Source organism: Oscillibacter acetigenes, assembly GCF_025567605.1.
GTDB classification, from domain to species: Bacteria; Bacillota; Clostridia; order Oscillospirales; family Oscillospiraceae; genus Oscillibacter; species Oscillibacter welbionis.
The window spans coordinates 1-23,946 of record NZ_JAOQKG010000003.1 but is presented as its reverse complement, the minus strand read 5'-3'; the positions used below and the strand labels follow the sequence as shown (position 1 = coordinate 23,946).

The window sequence follows — 23,946 nt, the reverse complement described above, 5'->3', positions numbered from 1 at the left end:
GGATGCGGACGGCAATCTCCCCAGTTTTCCCAGGAGTTTTTGTGCCCGGCCGCGCTTTTGCGTCCAGGCCGGGCATGTGCCTGCCGCTGTTTTCCGGCTTTTTCCGGCATGGTTCGGCCCGGTGCGGGACAAGCTAGGGCAGAGGTGATCTAAATGCATGATGACAGCCGCAAGGTAGAGCTCCCCCGGCGGAGAAAGCAGGAGAAGCCCATCCCCAGCGTCTATCCGGTGCTGGACACCGATCTGGCCCGGGACAACGTGGAAAACGACATTCCGGCGGCAGACCTGGAGGACCTGTGAGGACTCCGGACTTCTTCCCCACAGCTGGGAGGTGAAGCGAATGGCAAGCATTTCCGTCTCCCTGGACCGGAACGCGGACCGGCATGACGTGAAGCTGCTGAAGCGGGAGCTGGACACCCTGCCGGGCGTCACCTCCGTCAGCGTCAGCAGCGGCGGACAGCTGGCGGTGGACTACGACGCCACAGGCGTCCGGCAGGCGGACATTCTGGAAAAGATCCAGGCGCTGGGCTACCACGTCCGGCAGGAACACGCATAACAAAACCGGGAACCGGCCAAAAAGCCGGCTCCCGGTTTGTTTATGTTCCGTTGGCGGACTCCCGGGGGCCTGGAAGAAACTCCTCCCCCGCCGCCTCCATAGCCAGACTCCCCGCGGAGAGCTCCGTGAGGCGGGGAACGAACTGTTCCGCCCCGCCCGCCGGGAACGCCGCCCGCAGGCGGATGTCCGCGCCGTACGCCGTGTCCCGCACCACGCCGCCGCAGGCGGTGATCTCCAGCTTCACCCGCTCGAAGAGGGGATATGTGCAGGGCACGTCCCACAGCGTCCACAGGCTCATGGTGCTGATGCCCACGGCGTCCAGGGCGTCCTTGGCTCCCTTGGTATAGGCCCGGGTCAGTCCCCCGGCCCCCAGCAGCACGCCGCCGAAGTACCTCGTCACCACGCAGCACACGTTGGTGACGCTCTCCCGCTGGAACACGTTCAGCATGGGCTGGCCCGCCGTGCCCTGGGGCTCCCCGTCGTCGGAGTAGCGGACCACGCCGCCCTCCTGCAGCAGATAGCACCAGCAGTTGTGGCGGGCGTCGTAGTATCTCTTCTTCATCTCCTCGATGCGCTCCCGGGCCTTTGCCTCGGTCTCCACCCGCCAGATGTGGCTGATAAAGCGGGATCGCTTCTCTGTGAACGCGCTCTCCCCGTTTTCAAAGGGCACCCGATAGGTGGTCATGGCCGTCCTCCCTGTCTGCTCCGCGCTCATTTCCACACGTCCCGCCGGTCCGTCCGGCCCGCCAGATAGTCCATGGACACGCCGAAGTGGTCCGCCAGGGCGCACAGATTATGGAAACTGGGCAAATTATTTCCAGACTCAAATTTCTGGTAATGCCGTTCTCCAATTCCAATGGCCGTGGCAACCTGGGCCTGGGTTTCTCCGCGCTCTTTTCGGAGCGATCGCAATTTTTCCTGAAATTCCATGCGTCCCCCTTGACACGCCAAATTTTAGGTATTATACTAAACTTAGAAACACGCCATTTTTTATGTTATTCGAGGTGATTTTTAGGATGACAGATTTTATGAAATGGCTCTATCCCCGGTATATCCGCCCTTATGTGGAGGCGGCGCCCCAGGAAGAATATGAGATGTGGCTGTCCCTGATGGAGAGCGACTTGGAATATCAATTCCGGGAGGAATTCGACAAGACCCTGGAATTCACCGCCATCCACGTCTTCCTGCTGGGCCTGCGCACCGGGGCGGGCCTGGGGGCGCTCATTCCACAAGGAACGGCGCCATCTGCCCCAGGACCTTCGGCGTGCACACCGCCGTGACCGCGATGGTCTCCCCGTACTCCACGTTCTCCACCTTGGCCTCCCGGTACAGCTGGTCCAGCAGGCCGCCCTTGTCGTAGGGGATGTGCAGCACACAGCGGCGGCTGCCGCTGTCCAGGCGTTCCCCGATCATCTCCAACAGCTTGTCCACACCCTCGCCGGTCTTGGCGGAGAGGGAGCAGATATCCTGACCGTGGGGCATGATCTCTCCGGCGGGCAGCCGGTCGGACTTGTTGAACACGTCGATCCGGGGCAGCTCTCCGGCCCCCAGCTCCCGGATCAGGTTCTCCACCACCGCCGCCTGCTGCTGCCACTCCGGGTTGGACACGTCGATGACGTGGAGCAGCAGATCTGCGTACTCCAACTCCTCCAGCGTGGCCTTGAATGCCTCCACCAGCTGGTGGGGCAGCTTGCGGATGAACCCCACCGTGTCGGAGATCACCACGTCCAGCGTGTCGCTGACCGTGAGAAGGCGGCTGGTGGTGTCCAGCGTGTCGAACAGCCGGTTGTTGGCGGGGATGCCCGCTCCGGTCAGGTGGTTCAGCAGCGTGGACTTGCCCGCGTTGGTATAGCCCACAATGGCCACCACCGGGATTTCGTTCTTCTGCCGCCGCTGCCGCTGGGTGGAGCGCACCCGGCGGACCTCCTCCAGGTCCTCCCGGAGCTTGTCGATCTTCCGGCGGATGTGGCGGCGGTCCGTCTCCAGCTGGGTTTCGCCGGGGCCCTTGGAGCCGATGGGCCCCTTGCCGCTGGTGCCCGCCTGTCGCTCCAGATGGGTCCACATGCCGGTCAGCCGGGGCAGCAGATACTGGTACTGGGCCAGCTCCACCTGGAGCCGCCCTTCCTTGGTCTTGGCCCGCTGGGCGAAGATGTCCAGGATCAATCCGCACCGGTCCAGCACCTGAACGCCCAGCAGCTCCGTCAGCACCCGCATCTGGGAGGGGGACAGATCGTTGTCGAAGATCACCATGGTGGCGCCGGTGTTCTCGCAGTAGAGCTGCACCTCCGCCACCTTGCCCTCCCCGATGAAGGTCCGGGGGTCCGGGGACGGCCGGTTCTGCAGCACAATCCCCACGGTCTCGCCTCCGGCGGTCTCCACCAGGGCGGAGAGCTCCTCCATAGTGTCCTCGTCGGCGTTTTCCTCTTTTTTCAGCACCGGGGAGTTCAACCCCACCAGCACCACTTTGTCTCGTACTTCCTGTGTCTCTGCCATGCAAACTCCTTATTTTTGATAGGCCTCCACGACTTGGCCCACATAGATCCGGTGCCAGCCGCCCTGCCCCGGCGTGTAGAAGGGCAGGATCTCCCCCTCCCCCAGCACGCAGGCAGGGTCCATGTCCTGGGCGTACAGCTTCCGGCACACCAGGACCCACTCCGCCTCGTCAAAGAAGGGCGCGTCCCCGGCCCCCCAGCGGACCGTCAGGCCGCACGCTTTCACCTTGTCCACGTCCCGGCCGCTCTTGCTGCCGCAGAGGGCGGTCACTTTTTTTGCCTCCTCCGGCAGGATGGAGACGGTGAAATAATCGTGGGACTCCATAAATTGATAGGTATATCGCTCGGGCCGCACGTAGACTGTGCAGACCGGCAGGTTCCACAGCCGGCCCAACTGGCACCAGCCGATGGTCATGGTGTTCAGGCCGGTCTTGTCTCCGGCAGTCAGCAGCGGGGGCTGCCGTCCGAAAACATGCAGGATCTCCGGCGTCAAACGCTCCAACTCCACAGGATGCAGCTTCATGCAAACGCTCCTTCCGCTTCATTGATACCATACAGTATATGCGCTTTTGCCGGAAAAGTAAATGAAAAAAGGGCCTGCCCAACCGGCAGACCCTTTTTGTGACGTGTCAGACTTACTTGTCCAGACCGAACTTCTTGTTGAACTTGGCCACGCGTCCGCCGGTATCCACCAGCTTCTGCTTGCCCGTGAAGAAGGGGTGACACTTCGAGCAGACTTCCACCTTGATATCCTTCTTGGTAGAACCTGTCTCAATCACATTACCGCAGGCGCAAGTAATCGTAGTCTGCTGATAATTGGGATGGATTCCTTCCTTCATTGCTCTCGTTCACCTCTTTCTGATCCAGACTACCTCGCCGGAGCTTTCACCCCATAAAGGCGTTTATCAGTGTATCACACGGACGTCAAGATTGCAAGACCTTTTTTCATTTTTCCGGAGATTTTTTCAGGAGGGGCGAAACTGCTCCACCCACTCCGGCGTACAGTCCGCAAACCAGTCCTGGTGATCCGGGTCCTCCGGGTCGTAGAGCCGGTCCGTCAGGGCCTGGAAGGCGCTCCACTGCTCCTCGGTCAAAACATGGACGGAGATGCCGTCCTCTTCCTGCCACCGCTCCAGGATCTCCGCCTCCTGCTCCCGGTTCCGGAGCCGCTGGTCCGCCATGGCCTCCCGGCCGCAGCGGTCCACCGCCTCCCGCAGGTCCGGGGAGAGGGAGTCGTACAGATCACTGTTCATGGTGAGGATGGCGGGCTCATAAAATGCCGGGAAGATGGTCACGTCCGTCTGGACCGTCTGGTAGCCCGCCGCGTCCGCCTCCGCCAGGGTGCTCTCCTGGCCGTCATAGTATCCCGCAGACAAAGGCGTCATCACATCTAAAAAACTGGAGGGGTAGAGTTCCGCTCCCCAGCAATCCACATACGCCACGGACACTTCCAGCATTCCCGCCGTGCGGATCTTGAGCCCTTCCAGATCTTCCGGGGCAGTCACCGCACGGCCTTCAGAAGTCGTCGGATACCGGAAGCCCAGCTCCCCGTATGCCAAGCCCCGGAGCCCCAGCTCCGCCAGGACACCGTTCAGTGCCTCTCCGCCGGTGCTGTCCAGGACCTCCGCCGCCGTTTCGGCGTCCGGGAACAGAAAGGGCATGGTCACGGAGAAAAACGGTCTGCCCAACTCTTCTTCGTCGCCGTAGGAGCCATATACGAAACTGCTGTCCAGATAGAGGTCCACGATCCCGGCCGCAGCCTGCTCCAGGGAGGTAACCCTATCGAGGGGCATCGGCTGAACCTCCACCGCCACGGCGCCTTCCGTGGCGTCGGACAGTGCCTCGGCAAAAGATTCCGCCGCGTCCCAGCAGGTGGAGCCCTCCGGCTGGCCCACCACCAGGGTCCAGGTTGTCTCAACATTCTTCGGAACCGGCGGCTCCTCTGAAACCTCCTCCGGCACTCCGCCGGTGCAGCCGGTGAGGGCCAGGACCGCCAGACCGGCAGCGGTCAGCTTGGTAAGACGGCGCTTCATTTCAGGTCCCTCCTTCTTGTTCCAGCGCCCGCCCCAGGTCCGCCAGATACCGAGCCTGCTGGCGGCGGAGGTAGCCCTTGGCAAAGAAGCGCATCCAGGGCTTTTTTACGGTGATGGTCTCGGTGAAGGTGACCTGGGTGCCGCCGCCCTCCGGCCGGAATTCCCCGGCCCACCGGCCCGCCAGATTGGCATTGTCCAGGTCAAAGGCCCAGCGGGACAGGGGGCGGCGTTCCGTGACGGTGAAGCGGGTGGGAAAGCCGCTTCTGTCGTACTCCGTAAAGGCGTCCTCACCGACGTGGTCCAGACGGCTCAGATCGCTGCGCCACTGCCAGCAGTCCAGATCCGTCACCACCGCCCACACCCGCTCCGGCGGATACGGCACCAGGGCCGTGGCTATACTGACGATTTCCCTTCCCATTGGCCTTCCTCCTCAAATCTCCATGGTCTCGCCTGCAGCCAGGAAATACAGGGCCCGGCGGACCACCTTCTTTTCCAGCACCCGCTCCAGGGCCCGGCTGTATGCCTCCAGCTGGGGGCGGTAGTGCTCCGCCCGCTGCCGGACCTCCAATGCCGAGAACACACGGTCCGTTTTGAAGTCCACCACGGTCAGGCCGTCTGCCGTCTCGAAGCAACAGTCCACCACGCCCTGGAGGAGGATTTCCTCCCCCGCCGCCGCGGCGGGATCGTAGTCCCGGGCATCCATCAGCAGGGTGAAGCGATACTCCCGCAGGACGCTTCGGCTTTTGCGGATCTCCTCCGCCAGGGGGGAGCGGAGAAACCGCTCCAAAGGCGCGGTCTCCACGGCCGCGGCCTGCTGGTCCGTCAGCAGGCTCCGCTGCCGCAGCGCCTCGATCTGGCCCGCCACGTCAACGTTTGAGAAGTCCAGGTATTGCAGCACCAGGTGGGTGGCAGTGCCCCGCTCTGCCGGGGTCAGGCCCTGCCGCTCCCGCCGGAAATTCGGCTGGCTCAGGGGCCGGAGGTACGGGGTATGGGCGGCATACTCCGCGATCTCCTGGTCCGCAGGGCGGCCCTTCAGCTGGGTGGCCGTCACCTTGGCGGGCAGGGCCGTCTCCCGCTGGTAGGGGTAGATGAAAGACAGCAGCTCCGGGTCAAAGAGGGCGGTCTCCCCTGTCTCCTCCGCCGTCGCCTGGGGCCGAGCGGGCCGTTCCCGGTAGTCCTCACTGTCATGTAAAAACACTTGCCAGGATCTGTCCTCTCCAATATATAGCTGGTCAATCTCTGTCTCCGCCATAGCCCGCAGGGGTGCGGCCTCCGGCCGGCACAGCAGGGGCAGCAGGACCCAGTCCCCCAGGGTGCGGCCCTCTGCCACCGTCTCCGGCAGCACGGGACAAGCAGCCACAGCGGCCAGCTTCTGGAGCCGCCCGGTGGCGTTGTACAGGGCGTCCACCAGGATCAGCTTCTCCTTGGGCCGGGTCATGGCCACGTAGAGGATGCGCTGCTCCTCCGCTAGGTTCTCCCGCCGCAGCTTTTCCTGAATGGCCAGCCGGGCCAGGGTGGGATACTGGATTTTCCGCTCCAGGTCGATGCGCTTGGGCCCCAGGCCCATGTCCGGGTGCACCAGCACCGGCGTGTCGAAGTCCTGCCGGGAGAACGCGTGGTCCAGATCTGCCAGGATGACGATGGGGAACTCCAGGCCCTTGGACTTGTGGATGCTCATGAGCCGCACGCCGGCAGCCTCCGCCGGGCCCCGGGTGGCGGGAGCCTGGTCCTGCTCCAGCAGCCGCCGCAGCTGAGTGACGAAGGCGAAGAGGCCCCGGTATCCATTGCTCTCAAACTTCTCCGCGTGCTGGCTCAGGGCGATGAGATTCTCCCGCCGGGCCGCACCATCATCCATGGCGCCGAAGACCCCCAGCACATTCAGTCGGTTGTAGATGTGCCAGACCAGGCGGTGGACACTCATGTCCCGGCCCGCCTGCCGCAGATCCGAGAGGATTGCCAGGAAGTCTTTGCAGTCCTCTCCCCCATCGGCAGTCACAGCGTCGTAGTAGTCCCCGGTGGGGGCGGCGGAGCGAACCTCCGCCAGCCGGTCCGCCGTGAAGCCGAACAGGGGTGACCGGAGGACGGAGATCAGAGGCACGTCCTGCCGGGGGTTGTCCACGATCTCCAGCAGGGACAGCATGACGGAGATCTCCATGGTGTGGAAGAAGTCCCCGCTCTCCTGGAAAGAACAGGGGATGTCCCGCTCCGCCAGGGCGGCGGCGAAGGCGGCAGACCGGCTGCCGGGGGAACGCATCAGGATCACGATATCCTCCGGCCGGCAGGGGCGCAGGGTGCCGTCGCTCTCCGTGACGGGATAGCCCTCATCCAGCAGCTTCCGGATGCGCGCCGCCACGAACCGGGCCTCGGCGGTGACCTTCTTTACCGGCTTGTCATTCTCCCCCGCCTTCTGGTGGGCAGAGATGAGATGGAACTCTGTCTGGCAATCCATCCGCTCCGGGTAATACGCCGCCCCGAAGTGGAGGGCCTCGTCCTCGCCGTAGTCCATCTCCCCCATCTCCACAGACAAAATGTTGGAGAAGATGAAGTTGGTGCTCTCCAAAATCTCCCGCCGGGAGCGGAAGTTGCGGGACAGCAGGATCTTCCGCTCCTCTCCGTCAGCCGCCTCCTGCCAGGACTTGAACCGGTTGTATTTTCCCAGGAAAATGGTGGGGTCCGCCAGGCGGAAGCGGTAGATGCTCTGCTTCACGTCCCCCACAGTGAAGATGTTCTGCCCGTTTTTGGACACCGCCCGGAAGATGGCGTTTTGGATCTCGTTGGTGTCCTGGTACTCGTCCACCAGGATCTCCCGGTATCGGGCCGCCACCTGCTCCCCCAGCTCTGTGGGGGCACCGCCGGAACCCACCAGCAGGCCCAGGGCCAAGTGCTCCTGGTCGGAGAAGTCGGCAGCGTTCAGCCGCAGCTTCTCCTGCCGGTACCGCTCCGCAAAGTCCTCCGTCAGCTCCAGCAGGGCCACCATGGCCGGGGCCACGGCAGTCAGGTCCTCCATAGCCTCCTCCTCAGAGACAGACAACAGGCCCGCCAGCTTCTTCTCCTCCGCCTTGCACCGCTCCCACACCTGTTTCAGCGCGGCAATGCCCGGCTCGTCCTTCCGTCCTTTGGGGGTGGAAAGCCGGGGGAAGGCGACGGCCGCTTCCGTCTGCCGGGCCGCCTCCCAGGTCTGGACCTGGGCCAGGGCGTCAAAGGCCACAGACACCTGGAGAAACTTCTCCCCGTACCCCCGGTACAGCGCCTCGTCCCCCTCGGTCCGGGCGGAGGCGGACCGGAGCAGGGCCCCCCAATGGGCCCCCTTCCGGCGGATGGCGGCCAGCAGCTCGGCGGCGTAGGGGGTGTCATCAAAGCCGCCCTCCCAGCCGCCCCAGACGGTCCGGTTCTCCGCCAGCCACCCGGCCGGGTCCGCGTGGCTCTGGACCTTGTCGTACAGCTCCAGCACCAGGGCGGCCAGACGGCTGTCGTCCCGTCCGGCCCCCAGCGTGTCCGCCAGCAGGCCACGGCCCTCGTCCAGCTGGTCATAGAAGTCCTCCAGCGTCCGGGAGAGCACCCGCTGGCGGATCAGCTGGGCCTCGTTATCGTCCAGCACCCGGAAGTCTGGGGTCAGGGCCCGGCTGTCCCCCTCCCGGGCCAGGAGGTGGGTGTTCTCCCGCAGCAGCGACGTGCAGAAGGCGTCCACGGTCTTGATGTCCGCCTGATACACCCGCAGCAGCTGCCGCCGGAGCTGCTGGTCCCCCGGCGTCTGGCCCAGCCGCTTGGACAGCTCGGAGGCGATCTTGCTCCGCAGCTCCGCCGCGGCGGCCTTGGTGTAGGTGATGATGAGGAAATCATCGATATTGCAGCGTTCCTCCGTCACATAGCGGAAAAGCCGGTCCACCAGTACCTTTGTCTTGCCGGAGCCGGCGGCGGCGGACACCAGCAGGCTGCCGCCCCGGTTTTCCACCACCGCCTGCTGCTGGGGGGTCAGGGTCAATTTTGCCATGTTACTGTCCGCCTCCTCTCTCTGTCTCCTCTTCCACCTGGCGCCAGAACTCCTCCGGCTTTACCGGCAGGATGTAGTGCAGGTGGTCGCCGTCCCGCCCATCCTGGAAGTGGCAGGCGTCGGCCCAGTCGCAGTATTTGCAGAAGCTGTCGTCCTCATTGTGGCAGCAGGGGTCCGCGTCGATGTTGCCGTCCCGGACCTCCCGGGCGATCTGGTGGAGCAGCCGCTCCACATACTGCCCCAGCCGCCCAAGCTGATCGGCGGAGGCCAGGGCGCCGGACACGTCCCCCTCCCGGTTTACCCGCACCGGTAGGAACCGGGGACTTTGCAGAGCCTCGTGCTCCATGGCCTGGAGCACCTCCGGTTCAGAGAGCAGCAGGCCCGTTCGGCGCAGCTCCTTCTCCCGCTGGCTCTGGAGCTGCTCCGGCGTGATATTTCGCTCGGCGGAGAGAATCTCATCCCGGGCAGGGAGATACAACACCCCGGCGGGCTCAATGTCCATGCCAAACCGCTGCTTGCCCTCCTTTTTCAGGGCGAACAGGTACAGCAGCATCTGGATATCCAGGCCCATCCGGACGGCGGCCAGGTCAAAGGCTTTCTTGCCGGACTTGTAGTCCACTACCCGGAGATACAGTCTGTTGTCCTTCACCCAGCCGTCCACCCGGTCCACCTTGCCGCCGATTCGCAGCTCCGCGTCCGGCTCGCTGACCGTCACCGCCGGCAGTTCTCCGCGCTCGCCGAAGGACAGCTCGAAGGCCAGGGGCACGAAGTCGGAGCAGCGCATCTCCTCGGCGATCTGGTCCACCACCGCGTAAGCGGTGTTCCGCAGCCGGGCGAAGAGGTACCGGAACCGGGCGTTCCGGCCCTCCAGATTTTGGAGCACCTCCGCCGCATACTGCTCAATATAGCGCCGCACCAAGGCGTGGAGGTCCTCCTCTCCCACTGCGGCAAAGCCGCCCCGGTCCAGCACGTCCTTTGTGACGTGCTCCAGCAGGTAGTGGAGGAAGGTTCCGATCTGGGGGGCGTCAAAGGCCGCCGCCCGGCGGGCCTTGGCCTTCAGGCCGTACTCCATAAAGTAGGCGAAGTGGCAGCTCCGCAGCCGCTCCACCCGGGAGGCGGACATGGAGATCCGCTCCCCGTACAGCGATTGTACCGCGCTCCTGGAGAGGCTCCCCCGCTTCAGCGCAGCCGCCCGCTCCATGGCCGCCATGGGGGGCGCCAGGACCTCGTCATCTGCGAAATACCGCCACAGGATCCCCCCTGGGGCGGTCCCTGCGGTCTCCAAGGCAGGGATCCTTGCTGTAAGGCGATAAGCCTTATCAGTCCCTTCGTGCTCGATACGCAGCTCCGGAAACAGCGTTAGCAGGCGGTCCACTACAAAGGCAGGCCGCAGCTCTGCACCGGACACGTCCGCCGTGGGATAGCTGACCACCAGTCCCTCCCGGGGCTGAACCAGAGCGGCGTAGAGGTTCTGGAGCTCAATGCCCATCTGTTCCATGCCGCTGGGCGCCAGGCGGATACCCCGCTGGGCCAATTCCTCCCGGTCATCGTCGTTGAGAATGCCGCCGCTCTGTCCCACAGCGGGCAGCACATGGTCATTGGCCCCCAGCAGAAACAGGTAGGCATCCGTGTGACGGTCATTTCGGGTGATTTCCGTGACGGACACCTGGTCCAGAGACACGGGGATAGTGCCCACGCTGTACTGGGAGGCCACCTGCCGCAGCAGGCGGCTGAATTCATCGGTCCCCATAGGCTCGTCCCCCAGGATCTCCACGAACTGGTCCAGGATGGCGCAGAGGATCTCCCACAGCTGGGCGGTCTCCTCCGCGTCCTGGAGGCGCCCTGCCTCCGCCTGGGCCCGCATCTGTTCCTCCAGCGCGTTCTGGAGATTCAGATGCTCCAGGAAACTATAAAGGGAATTTACTTTCTCCCCAGCTGTAACGCCGGCTTTCAGCCCTTCATACAGCTCCGCAAGAGGTGCGCGTACCCGGCGGCGCAGCTCGTTCACCCGGTCCAGGCGGGCCTGGCGGCGCTTATCCCAAGGTGCGCCATAACCGTCCGGATTGTCGGTCCAGTCCACATCCCGGAGCCACATCTTCCCGTGGATCTCCCAGGTGAGAACGTAGTTTTCCAGCTCATCGCACTCCTCCGGCATCAGGCCCGCCAGGCCGGTCTTCAGCCAACGGAACATGTCCTCGTACTCCAAGCCGTTTTCCAGAGCGGAGAGGACGCCGGTGATAAGGCTCCACACGGGCTTTTCCAACATACTGCTCCGGCGGCTCAGATAGGCGGGGATGCTGTACCGCTCGAATACCGTCTCAATGGTGCCCTCGTAGTCGGTCATGTTCCGGGCGGCCACGGTGATATCCCGGTAGCGGCACTTCCCCGCCGCTACCAGGCGGCGGATGTCCGCTGCCGTCTGCTCCACCTCGGAAAAAGCGGTGTCCGCCTCCCGGACCCGGATGGCGGAGCTGTCTCCTTGGTAGGGCTCCCCCTCTCCGAAGAAGTGATGCTCCAAATATCCCAGGGCGGAGTCGTCGGCGCTGGTGAGCGTCCGGACCTCCCATGGGCAGCCCGCCTGGTCCGCCAGCCGCGTCAGCTGGTCCCGGGTGCGGAGAGAGACCTGAAACATCTCCTCCGCGCTGTCCGGCTCCCCCAGCAGCGTGACAGTGACAGACCGAGCCTGCCGCAGGATGCTCTCCAGCACCTGCCGCTCCTGGGCGTTGAAGTACGTGAAGCCGTCCACAAACACGTCCTTGCCGAAAGCGTAGCGGGAGGACTCCAGCGCCTCGCAGAGCTTGGTCATCCGGTCCCGGGCATCAAGGCCGGGGCGGTACAGCCGGGACTCATAGGCGCCGTACAGCAGGCTCAGGTCCAGCAGCTTGTCCCGGGTGGCGCCCTGGATTTCCCGTGCCTGGCTCTCCAGCAGCTCTGGGGACACGTCGTAGCAGCGCAGCTCGTCGAAGAGGTCCAGCAGCTGCTGTAAAAACGACGCCTTCTGAGAGGGACGGCGATACACCTTCAGCAAGGGGGCCACCTCTCCCAGGGCCTTCTGCAGGGTCAACAGCTTGCCGCCGGCATCCAATGTCACCTGAGCGGCGCCGCCGGTGATGGTCAGCACCCGGTCGCACAGGCGGCGGAAGCTGAGGACCTCCGCATGGCGGCTGGCAGTGTCTCCGCAGGCACGGCACAGATCCACCTCCGCCTGGTGGGAGGCGTGCTCCGGCACCAGCAGGATCTGCCGGCTGGAATCCCCCAGTTCTCCGATCCGGCGGAGCACCTGTTCCGATTTTCCCGTTTTGGCCCGGCCCATCAGGATCGTCAGCATGGCGGGACCTCCTTTGCGCAATTTCAAAATTCATTGTAGCATATCCCGCCGATTCGTGCTATCCTGTTTCTTGAAGATTTTCCGAGGAGGACTGACCCATGCACATTCCCCAAGGCCCCACAGCCGCCCTGGCGCTGGAGCTCTTCGACGACGCCCTGGCCGCTGCCCTCCGGCCGTCGCCGGACTATGATGTGAGCCGGTGGCTGTACGTCCCCAACCACTATTCGGAATACCGGTACATCCTGGGCACCCGGGGCCGGAAGCCCCTGATCTGCATGGGTATCAACCCCTCCACCGCCGCGCCGGACGCTCTGGACCCCACCCTCCAGTCCGCCCAGCGGATCGCGCTTTCCAACGGGTACGACAGCTTTTTGATGTTCAACGTCTACGCCCAGCGGGCCACCCGGCCCGACGATATGGAGCGGTCCTGCAACCCGGTGCTCCATGCGGAGAACCGAAGGGCCTTCTGGTATCTCCTCTCTCTGTCCCCGGCCCCCGCCCTGTGGGCCGCCTGGGGGAACATCATCGAGAAGCGAGGGTATCTGATGGATTGTATGCGGGACTTTGCCGCCGACGCCAGCGCCGCCGGGGCCGGGTGGTTCACCGCCGGCCCCCTGCTGAAATCCGGCCACCCCCACCACCCCCTGTATCTCAAGGGGGACACGAAGCTGCTGGCCTTCGACATCGACAGATATCTGCGGGACCGGGCAACCTGAACCGCTGCGAGGCACAAAGCAGGCCGCCCCCCAATGGGGACGGCCTGCTGTTTTTCTGTGTCACAGCCACTTTTTCTTCTTGAAGTAGATCACCAGCGCCGCCACGATCCCCACGCTCACCAGAATCACCGCCGGGTATCCGTACTTCCAGTGGAGCTCCGGCATCCCCACAAAGTTCATCCCATACCAGCCTACCAGCAGGGTCAGGGGCAGGAACACCGCCGTCACCACGGTGAAGATCTTCATCAGGTCGTTCTGCTGGATGGACAGCTGGGACTGATAGGCCTCCCGCAGTTGGGCCACGGACTCCCGCAGGGACTGGACCGCGTTCAGATACCGCTCCATCCGATTGCCCAAGTTTGCAAAACGGCGGGTGTTCTGCTTGCCCAGCAGGCTGTTGTCGTTCTCCGCCAGCTCGTCAAAGATGGAATCCAGCTGCTCGTAGTACCGCTTCAGCCGCAGCAGCTCCTGCCGCCAAGCGATGATCCGGTCCAGATACGCCTCATGGGCACCGGTGAGCACCTCTGTCTCCCCATCGCTGATGTCCGCCTCCAGCCGGTCCAGATGGGCCATATCCCCCCTCAGCAGCCGGACGAAGAAGCGGTGGAGCACCTGCTCGTTGGACAGTGCCTCTTCCTCCGGCACCAGCAGGGCCGCCTGGGCGGCGTCCTCCGCTGCGTCGTCCTCACAGAAGACGAACAGGTCCTCCCGGTCCAGATACAGCAGCATCTGGGATGCTGCCGTCCGCTCGCTGCGCACGTCGTACCAGTCAAAGGCGATCAGATCGAAGTCCTCAAAGCCCTCAAACGCTTCGATCTGCCCCTCGTGGATGTAGTCCAGCACCTTGGCGTCCATATAGGGCTCCATCTCCCGGATGCGGGACATGGGCAGTACCTTTCGCATGGCGGTCTCTCTCCTCTCGGTCTCTCACAGGTTTTCCAGGCCGGCGTCCTTGGGCGGCAGGCCGTCATAGAGCCCGGCGCACTTCCACAGTGCCGCGAGAAACCAGATGATGCCCACCAGCAGGGCAATCAGGGCCATCAGTGCCAAAGCGTCCAGCAGCAGGCCGCCCAGCGTTCCGGCAATCTGTGCCGCCAACAGGACAAACCAGGCGGTCCGTGCCGAAGTGCCGTTCAGATCTGTCCCATAATGGGTCTCCATCTCCAAAATGGCCTGGATCACGCTCCAGGAAATATACAGGGCGACCGCCAGAGCAGCCAGCTCCAGGAGCGTACTCAGCCAGTTTGCGCCGGTCACGCCCAGCAAGTCTCCCACCCACAGGATACCTGTGTATATGGCCACAGCCACAGCAAAGGGGCGGAGTTTCCCGAATCGACCGCTCTCTCCCAACAATTCCCCTGCTGCCCGATAGAGTAAGATATAACCCGCAAAGGTCGGCAGCAGATTCAGTGTATGTCCGTTGATTGTCACATAAAAATTGATAAAGATCAAGAAGAACCCCCAAAAGATTCCCTTCACTGCATTTCCTCCTCCCGCTTCTTTTGTACATGCCTTTTTCCGAAATACAGCACCAGCACCCCCGCCGCGATCTTCACGGCGGCGTACAGGGCCGGGAACAGCAGCACACCTGCCGGGAACACGTCAAGCAGATTCACTCCGCCCATCTCCGCCATATCCCAGCCGATCAGACCCGTGAATCCGCCCAGCATCCCCCGGTACGCCAGATAAAACAGCGCCAGCTGCACCAGATCCAATACGCCCCAGGCGATCAGCACCCATCCCAGCAGGTACCACTTCCGCTTGCTAAAGGCCAAAAAACGCTCCACCCAGTCCTTCCGTTCCTGGGGCGGCGGCTGCTTCTCCTCCGGCTTCGTCTGCTCCAGCTGGAGGCGGAGCAGATAGTCTGTTGTCACACCGAAAATATCCGCCAGGGCCACCACTTTGTCCGTCTCCGGCATGGTCTCGTCCCGTTCCCAGCGGCTGACGGCCTGCCGGCTCACCTGCAGGCGCTCGGCCAGCGCGTCCTGGCTCATGCCGGCTCTCTGCCGGAGGGATTGCAGCTTCTCTCCGAATGTCATAGGCATTCTCCCTTCTCTTGGATGCCTTCAGCTTATCAGGCCGCCCGGTTGCATACCAGCAACCAAGCATGGAAGTTCCGCAATCTCAGATTGCCTTCCTCTCCAACATACCACAACAGGGCTCCCCGCGCAACGGCTCCGGCCCATATTGCAAGAAAAAACCAAGGCACCGGACGTCTCCGCATCCAAGCGCCCCGGCCTATCGGGCGGGCTCCAGCACAATGGGCAGGTCCACGATCTCCAGCCCCCGGCGCATGGCGTACTCCACCGTGTACCGGGTTCCGCCGGGAGACCCGTCAAAGGCGGCGATCAGCAGCGCGGCGTGGTCCACCATATACCGGTCCCGCCGCTGCATACAGGCGGGGGTGTAGCAGGCGGACACCAGGGTCTCAAAGTCACAGGCAGCCACCAGCCGCTCATACCGCCGCCGCTGGTCCGGCGGCCAGGCATCCGCCTGGGAGGGACATGGGACGGCCGCCTCCACCGTCACGTCCGGGTGCGTCTGGCGCAGGCGGAGGACGCACTCGCAGAAATACAGGTCACAGCCCAGGGCCATGCCGCAGAGAAAGTGACGGAATCCCTCCTGATAGGCCGCCTCCACCGCGTCTGCGATGCGGGCCTTGAGCGACACGCAGCGCAGGTCCTCCTCGTTATACCGCCATGGCAGCTTACCGGGCCGGTGCCCGGTAAAGCAGCAGGCCGCCTGCCGCCCCCGCATGGTCTCCGCCTCCCTCCTTCTGGTCTTTGATTCAGTATAGAACATCCGTTCTTGTTTGTAAAGACCCACGGGAAATTTGCCGTTTTTTCATTTAGGGACTTGCAATTTCTTCCGCGCTGTCATATACTATGGCCAGAAAGCAACTGAATACTTTGTCTTCAGGGCGGGGTGAAATTCCCCACTGGCGGTACAGTCCGCGACCGCCTGCGCGTATGCACAGGCGCTGACTCGGTGAAACTCCGGGACCAACAGTTACAGTCTGGATGGAAGAAGATGAGTGCGGCGTGGCCGCGCGTTTGTTCGCGCTCCTGCGTTGCGTGGATCACCTTGGAGAAGCCAAAGCGTCCAGGGTGTTTTCAAGCAACGAAAAGGAGTGTATTTTTATGTCCGAACCCAATGCCAACGCCATCAAGAACCCCTCCCGGCCCGCAACAAACGTCCGAACCATCACCTCCCTGGCCATGCTGGCGGCCATCGCCTATGTGGTGATGCTCCTCAGCAAGATGCTGCCACAGGTGTCCGGCTTCCTGCAGATGGACCTGAAGGACACGGTCATCTGCATCGGCGCCTTCCTCTTCGGACCTCTGTCCGCCGCCGTCATCTCCATCGTGGTGGCCGTGGTGGAGATGTTCACCGTCAGCGACACCGGCCCCATCGGCTGCATCATGAATGTGCTGGCTACCTGCGCCTTCTGCTGCACCGCCGCCTTCGTCTACAAGAAGTTCCACACCCGCAAGGGCGCCGTCATCGGTCTGGCCCTGGGCACTGTTTGCCTCACCGTGGTGATGCTGCTGTGGAACTATCTCATCACGCCCATCTACATGGGAATGGATCGCGAGGAAATCGTGGTCCCCATGCTGATCCCGGTGTTCCTGCCCTTCAACCTGGTGAAGGGCGGCCTGAACATGGCGCTGATCCTGCTGCTCTACAAGCCGGTGGTCACCGCCCTGCGGAAGGCCCGGCTGGTACCGGAGTCCCATGCGCCTGTCGAGGGCAAGGGCAAGCTGAGCGCCGGGTTCCTCCTGTTCTCCCTGGCCCTGCTGGCAACCTTTGTGGTGCTGGCCCTGGTGCTGATGGGGATTCTGTAAATCTGAACACCACAGGCGCGGGGGCGGATACCGTCCCCGCGCCTTTTACTGCGGCCCATATCCGTCCCTCCGCCTCCCTGCGCCGGTATGTCAAAACCTTCCCATCCCTTCTCCCTTTTCAGGAACGAACAGATGTGCTATAATAGAAGTGAGAAAGGAGGCGGGGCCATGGACCGCATCATCCTGCACTGCGATCTGAACAGCTTTTACGCCTCCGTGGAGCTGCGGAGCCGACCAGACCTGCAGAACGTGCCCGTGGCGGTCTGCGGAGATCCCACCTCCCGCCACGGCATCATCCTGGCCAAGAATGAACCGGCGAAAAAATTCGGCGTCCAGACGGCGGAAACCATCTGGCAGGCCAAGAAAAAGTGCCCGGAGCTGGTGCTGCTGCCACCCCACCACAAACTGTACCGGCAGGTCTCCAAAGAGGTCAACACCATCTACGAGCAGTACACGGACCTGGTGGAGCCCTTCGGCATCGATGAGAGCTGGCTGGACGTCACCCATACCCTCCACCTCTTCGGCGGTGATGCCAAGGCCCTGGCAGACCATCTGCGGCAACGGATGAAGCAGGAGATGGGACTGACCCTCTCAGTGGGGGTCTCCTTCAACAAGGTGTTTGCCAAGCTGGGCAGCGACTACCGGAAACCCGACGCCACCACTGTCGTCTCCCGGGAGAACTGGCAGAGGCTGGTCTGGCCTCTGCCGGTGGGGGCGCTGCTGTACGTGGGGGGCGCCGCCCGGAAGATTTTGGCCCAGTTCGGCGTGAAGACCATCGGAGAGTTGGCGGCCTGCAAGCGGGATGCCCTGGAGACCCTGATGGGCAAAATGGGCGTCCAGCTCCACGACTATGCCAACGGGCTGGACACCGATCCAGTCCGCTCCCGGTACGAGCCGGAGATGGTGAAGTCCGTTGGCAACGGCACTACCTTCCCGAAAAACCTCACCACCGCAGAGCAGGTGCGGGGCGGCGTCGCCGTGCTGGCGGACTCCGTGGCCACCCGACTGCGGCACAGCGGGCTGTATGCCGGCGGCGTCCAGGTGACGGTGCGGGATCCCCAGTTCCATGACCGCTCCCGTCAGATGCAGCTCTCCGCCCCCACCCACCTGATCCGGGAGCTGACGGCGGCGGCCATGGACCTGACCGGCCAGCTGTGGAAACCCCCGGCTCCCGTGCGGGCCCTGACTGTTACCGCCATCCATCTGGTTCGGTCGGAGGACGCCTATGAACAGGTAGACCTGTTCACAGCTGGGGCGGCGCCCAAAAAAGAAAAACAGGAAAAGCTGGAGGCGGCTATGGACCGCCTCCGTGGAAAGTTCGGGACCGACGTCATCTCCTACGGCGCGGCCCGTCCAGAGAAAGAGGAGGATCCCCTGCCATGACAATAGACGAGGAAAAACAGCAGCTCCGGGCTACGATCCGGCGCCTCAGCGCCCAGCTCCCCTTCCGGTACCGGGAAGCGGCGGACCGGGCCATCGCCCGCCATCTCCTGGCTCTTCCAGAGTATCGCAGTGCCGGAGCGGTGTTCTGCTTCGTCTCCGCCGGGCGGGAGATCGACACCCGTCCCATCCTGGAGCAGACTCTGGCAGACGGCAAGATGCTGTGCGTCCCTCTGTGTGTGGCGGATGGCATCATGGAGCTGCGGGCCATCCGCGACCTGAAGGAGCTCTTCCCCGGCGCCTACGGCATTCTGGAGCCTCCGGCAGACAGCCCTGCCCTCTCCCCGGACCAGATCGACCTGGCGGTGATCCCCTGTGTCACCTGCAGCCGGGAGGGCCGCCGTCTGGGGCGGGGCGGCGGCTATTACGACCGCTTCCTGGCCCACTACCGGGGCGCGGCGGTTCTGCTGTGCCGGGAGCGGCTGCTGCGCCAGGAGATCCCCTTCGGCGTCCACGACTATCCCATCCCCTGGGTGCTGACAGAAGCCGGACTTTTTGAGGACGGCACGCCATCCCGGCTGGAATGACTGGGAAAAGGTCCGCCTCCCACAAAATCGTCAAAATATTCCCACTATCTCTACAACATTTTGTGGGGGTATTACCTCTTGTTCCCTTGACAGGTCCCTGGAACTCTGATAAGCTGGAAAAGGCTTATATTTTCCGGAAGACCGGATCACACGAAGGAGGACCCCTGCAATGATCCAGGACATCATGGACTTTCTCTCCCAGGCCGACCCCGAGGTGGGGGCATCTATTCAGAAGGAATTCGACCGGGAGCAGCACAACATTGAGCTGATCGCCTCCGAGAACATCGTCAGCAAGGCCGTCCTGCTGGCCATGGGCACTTGTCTCACCAATAAGTATGCGGAGGGCTATCCTGGAAAGCGGTATTACGGAGGCTGCTATGCCGTGGACGTGACGGAGGAGCTGGCGCGGCAGAGGGCCTGTCAGCTGTTCGACTGTGCGCACGCCAATGTCCAGCCCCACTCCGGCGCCAACGCCAATCTGGCGGCGTTCTTTGCCCTGCTGCAGCCCGGTGACACAGTGCTCAGTATGAATCTGGCCCATGGCGGCCATCTGAGCCACGGCAGCCCGGTGAACATCTCCGGCAAATATTTCCGCATCGTTCCCTATGGCGTGTCTGACGACACAGAGACCATCGACTACGAGCAGGTGATGGCCATCGCCAAGGAGTGCCGCCCCAAGCTGATCCTGGCAGGGGCCAGCGCCTATCCCCGCACCCTGGACTTTGCCAAGTTCCGGGAGATCGCCGACGCAGTGGGCGCCCGGCTGATGGTGGACATGGCCCACATTGCGGGTCTGGTGGCCGCCGGTGTTCATCCCTCCCCCATCCCCTACGCCGATGTGGTGACCACCACCACCCACAAGACATTGCGGGGTCCCCGGGGCGGCATGATCCTGTGCAATGACGACGACCTGTACAAAAAGATCAACTCCGCCGTGTTCCCCGGCACACAGGGCGGTCCGCTGGAGCATATCATCGCCGCCAAGGCCGTGTGCTTGGGCGAGGCGCTGAAGCCGGAGTTCCGGGCCTATGGGCGGCAGGTGGCTGCCAACGCCGGGGTTCTGGCGGAAAAGCTGATCGAGCAGGGCTTCCGGCTGGTCTCCGGCGGCACGGACAACCATCTGATTCTGGTGGACACCCGGCACTTTGGCCTCACCGGCAAGGAGTATGAGCACCGGCTGGATGAGGTAGGCATCACGGTGAACAAGAACACCATCCCCAACGACCCGGAGAAGCCCTTCGTCACCAGCGGTATCCGGGTGGGCACTCCCGCCGTCACTACCCGGGGCTTCCGGGAGCCGGAGATGGCGGAGATCGCCCGGTGGATGGGCCTCATGGCAAAAGAGGACTATGCGGACCATGCGGAGCAGGTCCGTGCGGAAGTGGCGGAGCTGTGCAAGCGGTTCCCGCTGTATCAGGAGTGAACGAACAAGGCCCGGAGAGTGCTGGCTCTCCGGGCCTTTTGCAGTTATGCCGCCGGGAATTCGTACCATTGTCCGTTCAACTCCAAGCCGGTTACGCTGTCCGGGTCCAGCAGCCGGGGCGACAGCAGGGACAGGTGGCAGAGCGGTGCTCTCTGCTCCGACGCCTCCACGAATTCTATGTGGATGGCATGGGTGCCTCTCTGGATCCGCTGGGTCAAAGCATCCTCCATCTCCAGGGCCCTGCCGTCAGTAAAATAAAGTGTCAGCACCTGCTTTGCGAGAAAGTCCTCCTCCCAGGTGACAGCGGACTGGGACTCTTCCAGCCATAGGTCATAAGAGGTCTCTTCCACAGGAAACCAGACTTCCGCCCGCAGGGGCGTCACCACCGCCCGGGTGCCGTCCGGCCAACTGACCTCCCGAACAGGGATCGTGTCATTCATCCGGACATGGAATGCATAGATCTCAATGGGGTGCATCACGCCAGTGTCCCGGTCGTTCAGCATCTTCACCACCAGCTCCACCTCCCGTCCCAGGTAGTTCTCTTCACAATTCTCCTGAGCGTTCTCCGACACCTGCCCGGTGGCCAGAATAAACCGGGCCGTGTTGAGTTCCTTGCCTTGGTCCACCCGCCAGCAGCTGATGACATCCGCCCAGCTTCCGGCGAATAGCAGGGTGTCCTCCATTACATCATCGATATCGGGGAACGATTCATCATACCGGGCCGTTACCAGGCAGTAGATCACCCGGCCGTCGGTGATGGCGTTCTCCAGCGTCAGATCGCAGTGATTCCCCTCCACGGTCTGATCTACCTGGACGGAGCAGGTCTTCAGCATTCCGCCGCTGCCGCCGTCATCCACCACTGGGCTCAGCCAGCCCATGCGCTCCGCCGCCACGGCAAAACCACAGGCCAGTACTGCCAGCGCCGCCGCCAGCAACAGCACCCGCTTCCCCAGCCGCCGTTTTCCGGGCCGGTCCAGGGTGCCCTGGCGGATCTGTTCCTCCAGCCCGTCCATGGCCGTCTCATAGGCCGCGGGCAGGGCCCACTCCTCCCGCTTTGCCATTGCCCGTAGGCGGGCGTCCAGCTCATCCATAGTCTCCCTCCTTCAAGATGCTCCGCAGCTTCTCACGTGCCCGGCTCAGCCGGACCCGCACCGCCCCCGGGGACGTCCCCACGATCCGGGCGATCTCCTCTGTGGGCAGGTCCTCATAGTAGAACAGCACCACCGCCTCCCGCTGGTCTTGTGGCAAGGTCTGCACCGCCTGCCAAAGGGTATCGTCCCCCGTCTCCCGGCCCGGTATTGCCGGTTCCGTGGGCAGATCATCCAAAGAGACTGTCCGGCCTCGCCGTTGGCAGAGACGCCGGGCCTCATTGGCGGTGATCTTCAGCAGCCAGCGGGGCAGCTTCTCCTTTTCCCGCAGCTGAGGATACCGCTCATAGGCCCGGCAGACTGCCTCTGCCACCGCCTCCTGAGCATCGCTGCTGTTCCGGGTGATACTGAAAGCCAGACGGTACAGGCTGGTCCGGCTGTGATGCAGCACTTGGCAGAACCGCTCCCGCTCTTGCTCCGGCAGCGTCATGTCCTTCCCCCCTTCTCCTGTTCTGCCTGTATGACCCAGCAGCGTGGCAAAATGTTACGGTGTACTCGCAAAAAAGCCGCCTCGCAATGAGGCGGCTCATATTCGCTTCACAGCGGGACGCCGAGGCCCAGCCACAGGACGTTCCGGACCACGCAGTTGGCCAGGAACAGCCCCACTAGGACCATCGGCCAGCGGCGGTCATAGCGCAGGACCCAGCCCCGCTTTCCCCGCAGCCGCCACGCGGTTTGAGAAAACAGATAGATCGCTGCCAGGGCCAGCGTGATCACCACCGGCGTGTGGTACCAGAGAGCCGCGCCCACCCGTCCCTGGGCTAGGGCCATCAGCGCCCGTGTCCCTCCGCAGCCCGGGCAGTAGACATGCCAGTGCTCCCAGACCCAGCAGCGGCTGACAGTGGGTGCCCCCAGCGCAAAGCGCCATAGCAGATATAGCAACACCAGAACCGCCAGGGTGATCCAGGCGGTCGGATAGGCCTCCCGGTCTGTCATAGAACCTCTCTGCATAAAATTTCCTCCCTGTAAACAGCAAAAAGGCCGCGCAGCGCGCGGCCCTTTCTCCTTTACTTCAGCAACCGGATCTGTCCCAGCAGAGGAACTGCCTTCTCCTCTCCATTGACAGCGGAGATGAAGCCCATCACCGCGCAGATGAAGCAAAAAATGCCCCACAGCCAGCCGATACATGGAATGAAGCTCAGCAGCCCCGCCAGCCAGATCACCAGCGCTTGATTCAGATGGAATTTCGCGCCCTCCCGGTCGCCCAGTACAAAGGCAATCACCAGACCGATCCAGGTAATATAAGCGACAATACCCGTCGTTTTTGCATCCATAAAAACACCTCTCTTTGGTTCAGTGGGGTTGTCCATAGTGTACCACGGTTTTGGAAAGAATACAAGCCCGCGTCAGGACTCCTCCGGCAGAAGCGGGCTGTACATCATGATGGCGTCATTTGCAAAGAGGAATTCCTCTTCCAGCAGGCCCCCCTCCAGGTCATAGATGCGGCGGTACAGCTCGTTATGCCGCACATATCCGCCCCAGGATGCCTGGTCCATCCGGTGGTTCCTCTCTACGATCTCATAGCGGCAGACCGGAGGTGCCGGGGCCCGCCACTCTCCCTTCAGAACCTGCTTTCCCACCTGGACACAGAGCTGGAAGGGCTGTTCCGTGTCGTTGCGGATCATCAGATCCCGGTGGGGATAGGCGCAGGTGGCGCCGCTGCCGAAGGGCTGGGTCCGGTTGGTATCCGGAAAGACATCGTGAGAGTGACGGTACCGCTCCACTACCGTCAGCGGCGTGTGGAGAGTCATCCAGAAAATCAGATTGGAGAGCTGGCACAGCCCGCCTCCCACATCGCTGCCGATCCGGCCTAGAAACAGCACCATCCCGTCTCGATAGCCCTTCCGGCGGGTGGGCTTTCCGATCAGCCGCCAATAGCTGAAGGTCTCGCCGGGATACAGGACAATCCCATCCAGCCGGGCCACTGCAAGCCGGAGATTAGCCACCTTGTTTTCCTGGAGTTCCTGATCCTCCCCTCGCAGATGGCGGTACAAGGGTGTGGCGTGTGAAATCAGCATATACGGCAGGCGCTCCGTCTGACGCTGTTTGGCCCAGTGAAACCGGGGCGACATCCACAGAAGACGGCGCCGTCCGCCGTAATAGAGTTTTCCCAGACGCAAACGCAGCCAGCTGCGGTGAATGGGCGGCCAGAGCTGTCGATTATTGGGATCTACCATGGGACCTCCTCCCTATTTCCCAGACCGTTCGCAAATAAAGACGAAATCAGAACCTAAAACGATTTTAAAGTGTTCGGTCCCATAAATCCTCACAAAACTGTTACAAACAATAACAAAAAAGAGACAGTCAATTGACTGTCTCTCAGTGTTGGCGCTACCTATCTTCCCGGGCCGTCACCAGCCAAGTATTGTCAGCAGGAACGAGCTTAACTGCCGTGTTCGGAATGGGAACGGGTGGACCCTCGCCCTAATCAGCACCAACTCTATGTC

The 23,946-nt window shown here is 63.0% G+C and carries 26 protein-coding genes, 1 rRNA gene and 1 riboswitch; of the genes, 8 read left to right on the top strand and 19 right to left on the bottom strand.

What is annotated here, in order from left to right:
• Window positions 1-153 precede the first annotated feature (153 nt).
• Window positions 154-300, top strand: a complete 147-nt coding sequence (locus OCV80_RS06790; protein ID WP_021748730.1) for a hypothetical protein — start codon at window positions 154-156, stop codon at window positions 298-300.
• A gap of 40 nt (window positions 301-340) precedes the next feature.
• The gene (locus tag OCV80_RS06785; protein ID WP_021748731.1) at window positions 341-556 is read left to right on the top strand and encodes a heavy-metal-associated domain-containing protein; all 216 of its coding nucleotides are present in this window, start codon (window positions 341-343) and stop codon (window positions 554-556) included.
• A 40-nt stretch (window positions 557-596) separates the two neighbouring features.
• Here OCV80_RS06785 and OCV80_RS06780 read toward each other — a convergent pair whose 3' ends face one another.
• A complete protein-coding gene (locus OCV80_RS06780; protein ID WP_267288307.1) occupies window positions 597-1,241 on the bottom strand; it encodes a YigZ family protein in 645 nt (214 codons plus the stop codon).
• Window positions 1,242-1,267: 26 nt separating this feature from the next.
• Window positions 1,268-1,486: a helix-turn-helix domain-containing protein gene (locus OCV80_RS06775; RefSeq protein WP_021748733.1), complete on the bottom strand. Its 219-nt coding sequence runs from the start codon at window positions 1,484-1,486 to the stop codon at window positions 1,268-1,270.
• 98 nt (window positions 1,487-1,584) lie between these two features.
• Here OCV80_RS06775 and OCV80_RS06770 point away from each other — a divergent pair, with 98 nt between their 5' ends.
• On the top strand, window positions 1,585-1,836 hold the full coding sequence (locus OCV80_RS06770; RefSeq protein ID WP_267288306.1) for a hypothetical protein: 252 nt from the start codon (window positions 1,585-1,587) through the stop codon (window positions 1,834-1,836).
• Here the strand turns inward: OCV80_RS06770 and hflX are convergent.
• The 7 genes from hflX to OCV80_RS06735 form a co-directional block, all read right to left on the bottom strand.
• Window positions 1,778-3,049 (bottom strand): GTPase HflX, encoded by a 1,272-nt coding sequence (hflX, locus tag OCV80_RS06765; protein WP_119311048.1) that lies wholly within the window; start codon window positions 3,047-3,049, stop codon window positions 1,778-1,780. The genes OCV80_RS06770 and hflX overlap by 59 nt on opposite strands.
• A 9-nt stretch (window positions 3,050-3,058) precedes the next feature.
• On the bottom strand, window positions 3,059-3,571 hold the full coding sequence (locus tag OCV80_RS06760) for a flavin reductase family protein (RefSeq protein WP_021748736.1): 513 nt from the start codon (window positions 3,569-3,571) through the stop codon (window positions 3,059-3,061).
• 112 nt (window positions 3,572-3,683) lie between these two features.
• The gene (gene rpmE, locus OCV80_RS06755; RefSeq protein ID WP_021748737.1) at window positions 3,684-3,887 is read right to left on the bottom strand and encodes a 50S ribosomal protein L31; all 204 of its coding nucleotides are present in this window, start codon (window positions 3,885-3,887) and stop codon (window positions 3,684-3,686) included.
• Window positions 3,888-4,013: 126 nt separating this feature from the next.
• On the bottom strand, window positions 4,014-5,081 hold the full coding sequence (locus OCV80_RS06750) for a TRAP transporter substrate-binding protein (protein WP_136890660.1): 1,068 nt from the start codon (window positions 5,079-5,081) through the stop codon (window positions 4,014-4,016).
• Between the two features lies 1 nt (window position 5,082).
• The gene (locus OCV80_RS06745) at window positions 5,083-5,499 is read right to left on the bottom strand and encodes an SRPBCC family protein (RefSeq protein WP_119311051.1); all 417 of its coding nucleotides are present in this window, start codon (window positions 5,497-5,499) and stop codon (window positions 5,083-5,085) included.
• 12 nt (window positions 5,500-5,511) lie between these two features.
• Complete coding sequence (gene addA / locus OCV80_RS06740) at window positions 5,512-9,072, bottom strand: helicase-exonuclease AddAB subunit AddA (protein ID WP_136890661.1); 3,561 nt, start codon at window positions 9,070-9,072, stop codon at window positions 5,512-5,514.
• 1 nt (window position 9,073) lies between these two features.
• Window positions 9,074-12,400 carry a PD-(D/E)XK nuclease family protein gene (locus OCV80_RS06735; RefSeq protein WP_267288305.1) on the bottom strand — a complete coding sequence of 1,109 codons (3,327 nt, stop codon included), beginning with the start codon at window positions 12,398-12,400 and terminating at the stop codon, window positions 9,074-9,076.
• Between the two features lie 98 nt (window positions 12,401-12,498).
• Between OCV80_RS06735 and OCV80_RS06730 the strand changes: the two genes are divergently transcribed.
• Entirely contained in the window at window positions 12,499-13,116 is a 618-nt protein-coding gene (locus tag OCV80_RS06730) for a DUF1643 domain-containing protein (protein WP_136890663.1), read from the top strand.
• A 60-nt stretch (window positions 13,117-13,176) separates the two neighbouring features.
• On the opposite strand, the gene OCV80_RS06725 is transcribed toward OCV80_RS06730, so the two are convergent.
• From OCV80_RS06725 to OCV80_RS06710, 4 genes are all read right to left on the bottom strand, one after another.
• Complete coding sequence (locus OCV80_RS06725; RefSeq protein WP_021748743.1) at window positions 13,177-14,019, bottom strand: magnesium transporter CorA family protein; 843 nt, start codon at window positions 14,017-14,019, stop codon at window positions 13,177-13,179.
• A 24-nt stretch (window positions 14,020-14,043) separates the two neighbouring features.
• A complete protein-coding gene (locus OCV80_RS06720; RefSeq protein ID WP_021748744.1) occupies window positions 14,044-14,595 on the bottom strand; it encodes a hypothetical protein in 552 nt (183 codons plus the stop codon).
• Window positions 14,592-15,155: a helix-turn-helix domain-containing protein gene (locus OCV80_RS06715; protein ID WP_136890664.1), complete on the bottom strand. Its 564-nt coding sequence runs from the start codon at window positions 15,153-15,155 to the stop codon at window positions 14,592-14,594. Before OCV80_RS06715 ends, OCV80_RS06720 begins: the two co-directional genes overlap by 4 nt.
• Before the next feature lie 199 nt (window positions 15,156-15,354).
• Window positions 15,355-15,873 carry an SLOG family protein gene (locus OCV80_RS06710; protein WP_136890665.1) on the bottom strand — a complete coding sequence of 173 codons (519 nt, stop codon included), beginning with the start codon at window positions 15,871-15,873 and terminating at the stop codon, window positions 15,355-15,357.
• A gap of 150 nt (window positions 15,874-16,023) precedes the next feature.
• A riboswitch (FMN riboswitch) is annotated at window positions 16,024-16,152 on the top strand.
• Window positions 16,153-16,256: 104 nt separating this feature from the next.
• Between OCV80_RS06710 and OCV80_RS06705 the strand changes: the two genes are divergently transcribed.
• From OCV80_RS06705 to glyA, 4 genes are all read left to right on the top strand, one after another.
• Window positions 16,257-16,961 carry an ECF transporter S component gene (locus OCV80_RS06705; protein ID WP_051320038.1) on the top strand — a complete coding sequence of 235 codons (705 nt, stop codon included), beginning with the start codon at window positions 16,257-16,259 and terminating at the stop codon, window positions 16,959-16,961.
• A gap of 168 nt (window positions 16,962-17,129) precedes the next feature.
• On the top strand, window positions 17,130-18,344 hold the full coding sequence (dinB, locus tag OCV80_RS06700; RefSeq protein ID WP_119311056.1) for a DNA polymerase IV: 1,215 nt from the start codon (window positions 17,130-17,132) through the stop codon (window positions 18,342-18,344).
• Complete coding sequence (locus tag OCV80_RS06695; protein ID WP_136890666.1) at window positions 18,341-18,928, top strand: 5-formyltetrahydrofolate cyclo-ligase; 588 nt, start codon at window positions 18,341-18,343, stop codon at window positions 18,926-18,928. The genes dinB and OCV80_RS06695 overlap by 4 nt, the downstream gene beginning before the upstream one ends.
• A gap of 169 nt (window positions 18,929-19,097) precedes the next feature.
• Entirely contained in the window at window positions 19,098-20,351 is a 1,254-nt protein-coding gene (gene glyA / locus OCV80_RS06690) for a serine hydroxymethyltransferase (protein WP_267288304.1), read from the top strand.
• 44 nt (window positions 20,352-20,395) lie between these two features.
• On the opposite strand, the gene OCV80_RS06685 is transcribed toward glyA, so the two are convergent.
• The 6 genes from OCV80_RS06685 to rrf all read right to left on the bottom strand — a co-directional run bounded on the left by OCV80_RS06685 (window position 20,396) and on the right by rrf (window position 23,938).
• On the bottom strand, window positions 20,396-21,442 hold the full coding sequence (locus OCV80_RS06685) for a hypothetical protein (protein ID WP_267288303.1): 1,047 nt from the start codon (window positions 21,440-21,442) through the stop codon (window positions 20,396-20,398).
• The gene (locus tag OCV80_RS06680; RefSeq protein ID WP_267288302.1) at window positions 21,435-21,929 is read right to left on the bottom strand and encodes an RNA polymerase sigma factor; all 495 of its coding nucleotides are present in this window, start codon (window positions 21,927-21,929) and stop codon (window positions 21,435-21,437) included. The genes OCV80_RS06685 and OCV80_RS06680 overlap by 8 nt, the downstream gene beginning before the upstream one ends.
• Before the next feature lie 107 nt (window positions 21,930-22,036).
• A complete protein-coding gene (locus OCV80_RS06675) occupies window positions 22,037-22,450 on the bottom strand; it encodes a DUF2752 domain-containing protein (protein ID WP_051320039.1) in 414 nt (137 codons plus the stop codon).
• A gap of 56 nt (window positions 22,451-22,506) precedes the next feature.
• Window positions 22,507-22,773, bottom strand: a complete 267-nt coding sequence (locus tag OCV80_RS06670; RefSeq protein ID WP_025545273.1) for a hypothetical protein — start codon at window positions 22,771-22,773, stop codon at window positions 22,507-22,509.
• Between the two features lie 72 nt (window positions 22,774-22,845).
• Window positions 22,846-23,676 (bottom strand): VanW family protein, encoded by an 831-nt coding sequence (locus OCV80_RS06665; protein WP_119311062.1) that lies wholly within the window; start codon window positions 23,674-23,676, stop codon window positions 22,846-22,848.
• Between the two features lie 146 nt (window positions 23,677-23,822).
• A 5S ribosomal RNA gene (rrf, locus tag OCV80_RS06660) occupies window positions 23,823-23,938 on the bottom strand.
• Between the last annotated feature and the right edge of the window lie 8 nt (window positions 23,939-23,946).

What these genes read in the sequence shown, in the direction of transcription:
- OCV80_RS06790 (WP_021748730.1), top strand. Translation starts at nt 154, where the DNA reads ATGCATGATGACAGCCGCAAGGTAGAGCTCCCCCGGCGGAGAAAGCAG.
- OCV80_RS06785 (WP_021748731.1), top strand. Translation starts at nt 341, where the DNA reads ATGGCAAGCATTTCCGTCTCCCTGGACCGGAACGCGGACCGGCATGAC.
- OCV80_RS06780 (WP_267288307.1), bottom strand. Translation starts at nt 1,241, where the DNA reads ATGACCACCTATCGGGTGCCCTTTGAAAACGGGGAGAGCGCGTTCACA.
- OCV80_RS06775 (WP_021748733.1), bottom strand. Translation starts at nt 1,486, where the DNA reads ATGGAATTTCAGGAAAAATTGCGATCGCTCCGAAAAGAGCGCGGAGAA.
- OCV80_RS06770 (WP_267288306.1), top strand. Translation starts at nt 1,585, where the DNA reads ATGAAATGGCTCTATCCCCGGTATATCCGCCCTTATGTGGAGGCGGCG.
- hflX (WP_119311048.1), bottom strand. Translation starts at nt 3,049, where the DNA reads ATGGCAGAGACACAGGAAGTACGAGACAAAGTGGTGCTGGTGGGGTTG.
- OCV80_RS06760 (WP_021748736.1), bottom strand. Translation starts at nt 3,571, where the DNA reads ATGAAGCTGCATCCTGTGGAGTTGGAGCGTTTGACGCCGGAGATCCTG.
- rpmE (WP_021748737.1), bottom strand. Translation starts at nt 3,887, where the DNA reads ATGAAGGAAGGAATCCATCCCAATTATCAGCAGACTACGATTACTTGC.
- OCV80_RS06750 (WP_136890660.1), bottom strand. Translation starts at nt 5,081, where the DNA reads ATGAAGCGCCGTCTTACCAAGCTGACCGCTGCCGGTCTGGCGGTCCTG.
- OCV80_RS06745 (WP_119311051.1), bottom strand. Translation starts at nt 5,499, where the DNA reads ATGGGAAGGGAAATCGTCAGTATAGCCACGGCCCTGGTGCCGTATCCG.
- addA (WP_136890661.1), bottom strand. Translation starts at nt 9,072, where the DNA reads ATGGCAAAATTGACCCTGACCCCCCAGCAGCAGGCGGTGGTGGAAAAC.
- OCV80_RS06735 (WP_267288305.1), bottom strand. Translation starts at nt 12,400, where the DNA reads ATGCTGACGATCCTGATGGGCCGGGCCAAAACGGGAAAATCGGAACAG.
- OCV80_RS06730 (WP_136890663.1), top strand. Translation starts at nt 12,499, where the DNA reads ATGCACATTCCCCAAGGCCCCACAGCCGCCCTGGCGCTGGAGCTCTTC.
- OCV80_RS06725 (WP_021748743.1), bottom strand. Translation starts at nt 14,019, where the DNA reads ATGCGAAAGGTACTGCCCATGTCCCGCATCCGGGAGATGGAGCCCTAT.
- OCV80_RS06715 (WP_136890664.1), bottom strand. Translation starts at nt 15,155, where the DNA reads ATGACATTCGGAGAGAAGCTGCAATCCCTCCGGCAGAGAGCCGGCATG.
- OCV80_RS06710 (WP_136890665.1), bottom strand. Translation starts at nt 15,873, where the DNA reads ATGCGGGGGCGGCAGGCGGCCTGCTGCTTTACCGGGCACCGGCCCGGT.
- OCV80_RS06705 (WP_051320038.1), top strand. Translation starts at nt 16,257, where the DNA reads ATGTCCGAACCCAATGCCAACGCCATCAAGAACCCCTCCCGGCCCGCA.
- dinB (WP_119311056.1), top strand. Translation starts at nt 17,130, where the DNA reads ATGGACCGCATCATCCTGCACTGCGATCTGAACAGCTTTTACGCCTCC.
- OCV80_RS06695 (WP_136890666.1), top strand. Translation starts at nt 18,341, where the DNA reads ATGACAATAGACGAGGAAAAACAGCAGCTCCGGGCTACGATCCGGCGC.
- glyA (WP_267288304.1), top strand. Translation starts at nt 19,098, where the DNA reads ATGATCCAGGACATCATGGACTTTCTCTCCCAGGCCGACCCCGAGGTG.
- OCV80_RS06685 (WP_267288303.1), bottom strand. Translation starts at nt 21,442, where the DNA reads ATGGATGAGCTGGACGCCCGCCTACGGGCAATGGCAAAGCGGGAGGAG.
- OCV80_RS06680 (WP_267288302.1), bottom strand. Translation starts at nt 21,929, where the DNA reads ATGACGCTGCCGGAGCAAGAGCGGGAGCGGTTCTGCCAAGTGCTGCAT.
- OCV80_RS06675 (WP_051320039.1), bottom strand. Translation starts at nt 22,450, where the DNA reads ATGCAGAGAGGTTCTATGACAGACCGGGAGGCCTATCCGACCGCCTGG.
- OCV80_RS06670 (WP_025545273.1), bottom strand. Translation starts at nt 22,773, where the DNA reads ATGGATGCAAAAACGACGGGTATTGTCGCTTATATTACCTGGATCGGT.
- OCV80_RS06665 (WP_119311062.1), bottom strand. Translation starts at nt 23,676, where the DNA reads ATGGTAGATCCCAATAATCGACAGCTCTGGCCGCCCATTCACCGCAGC.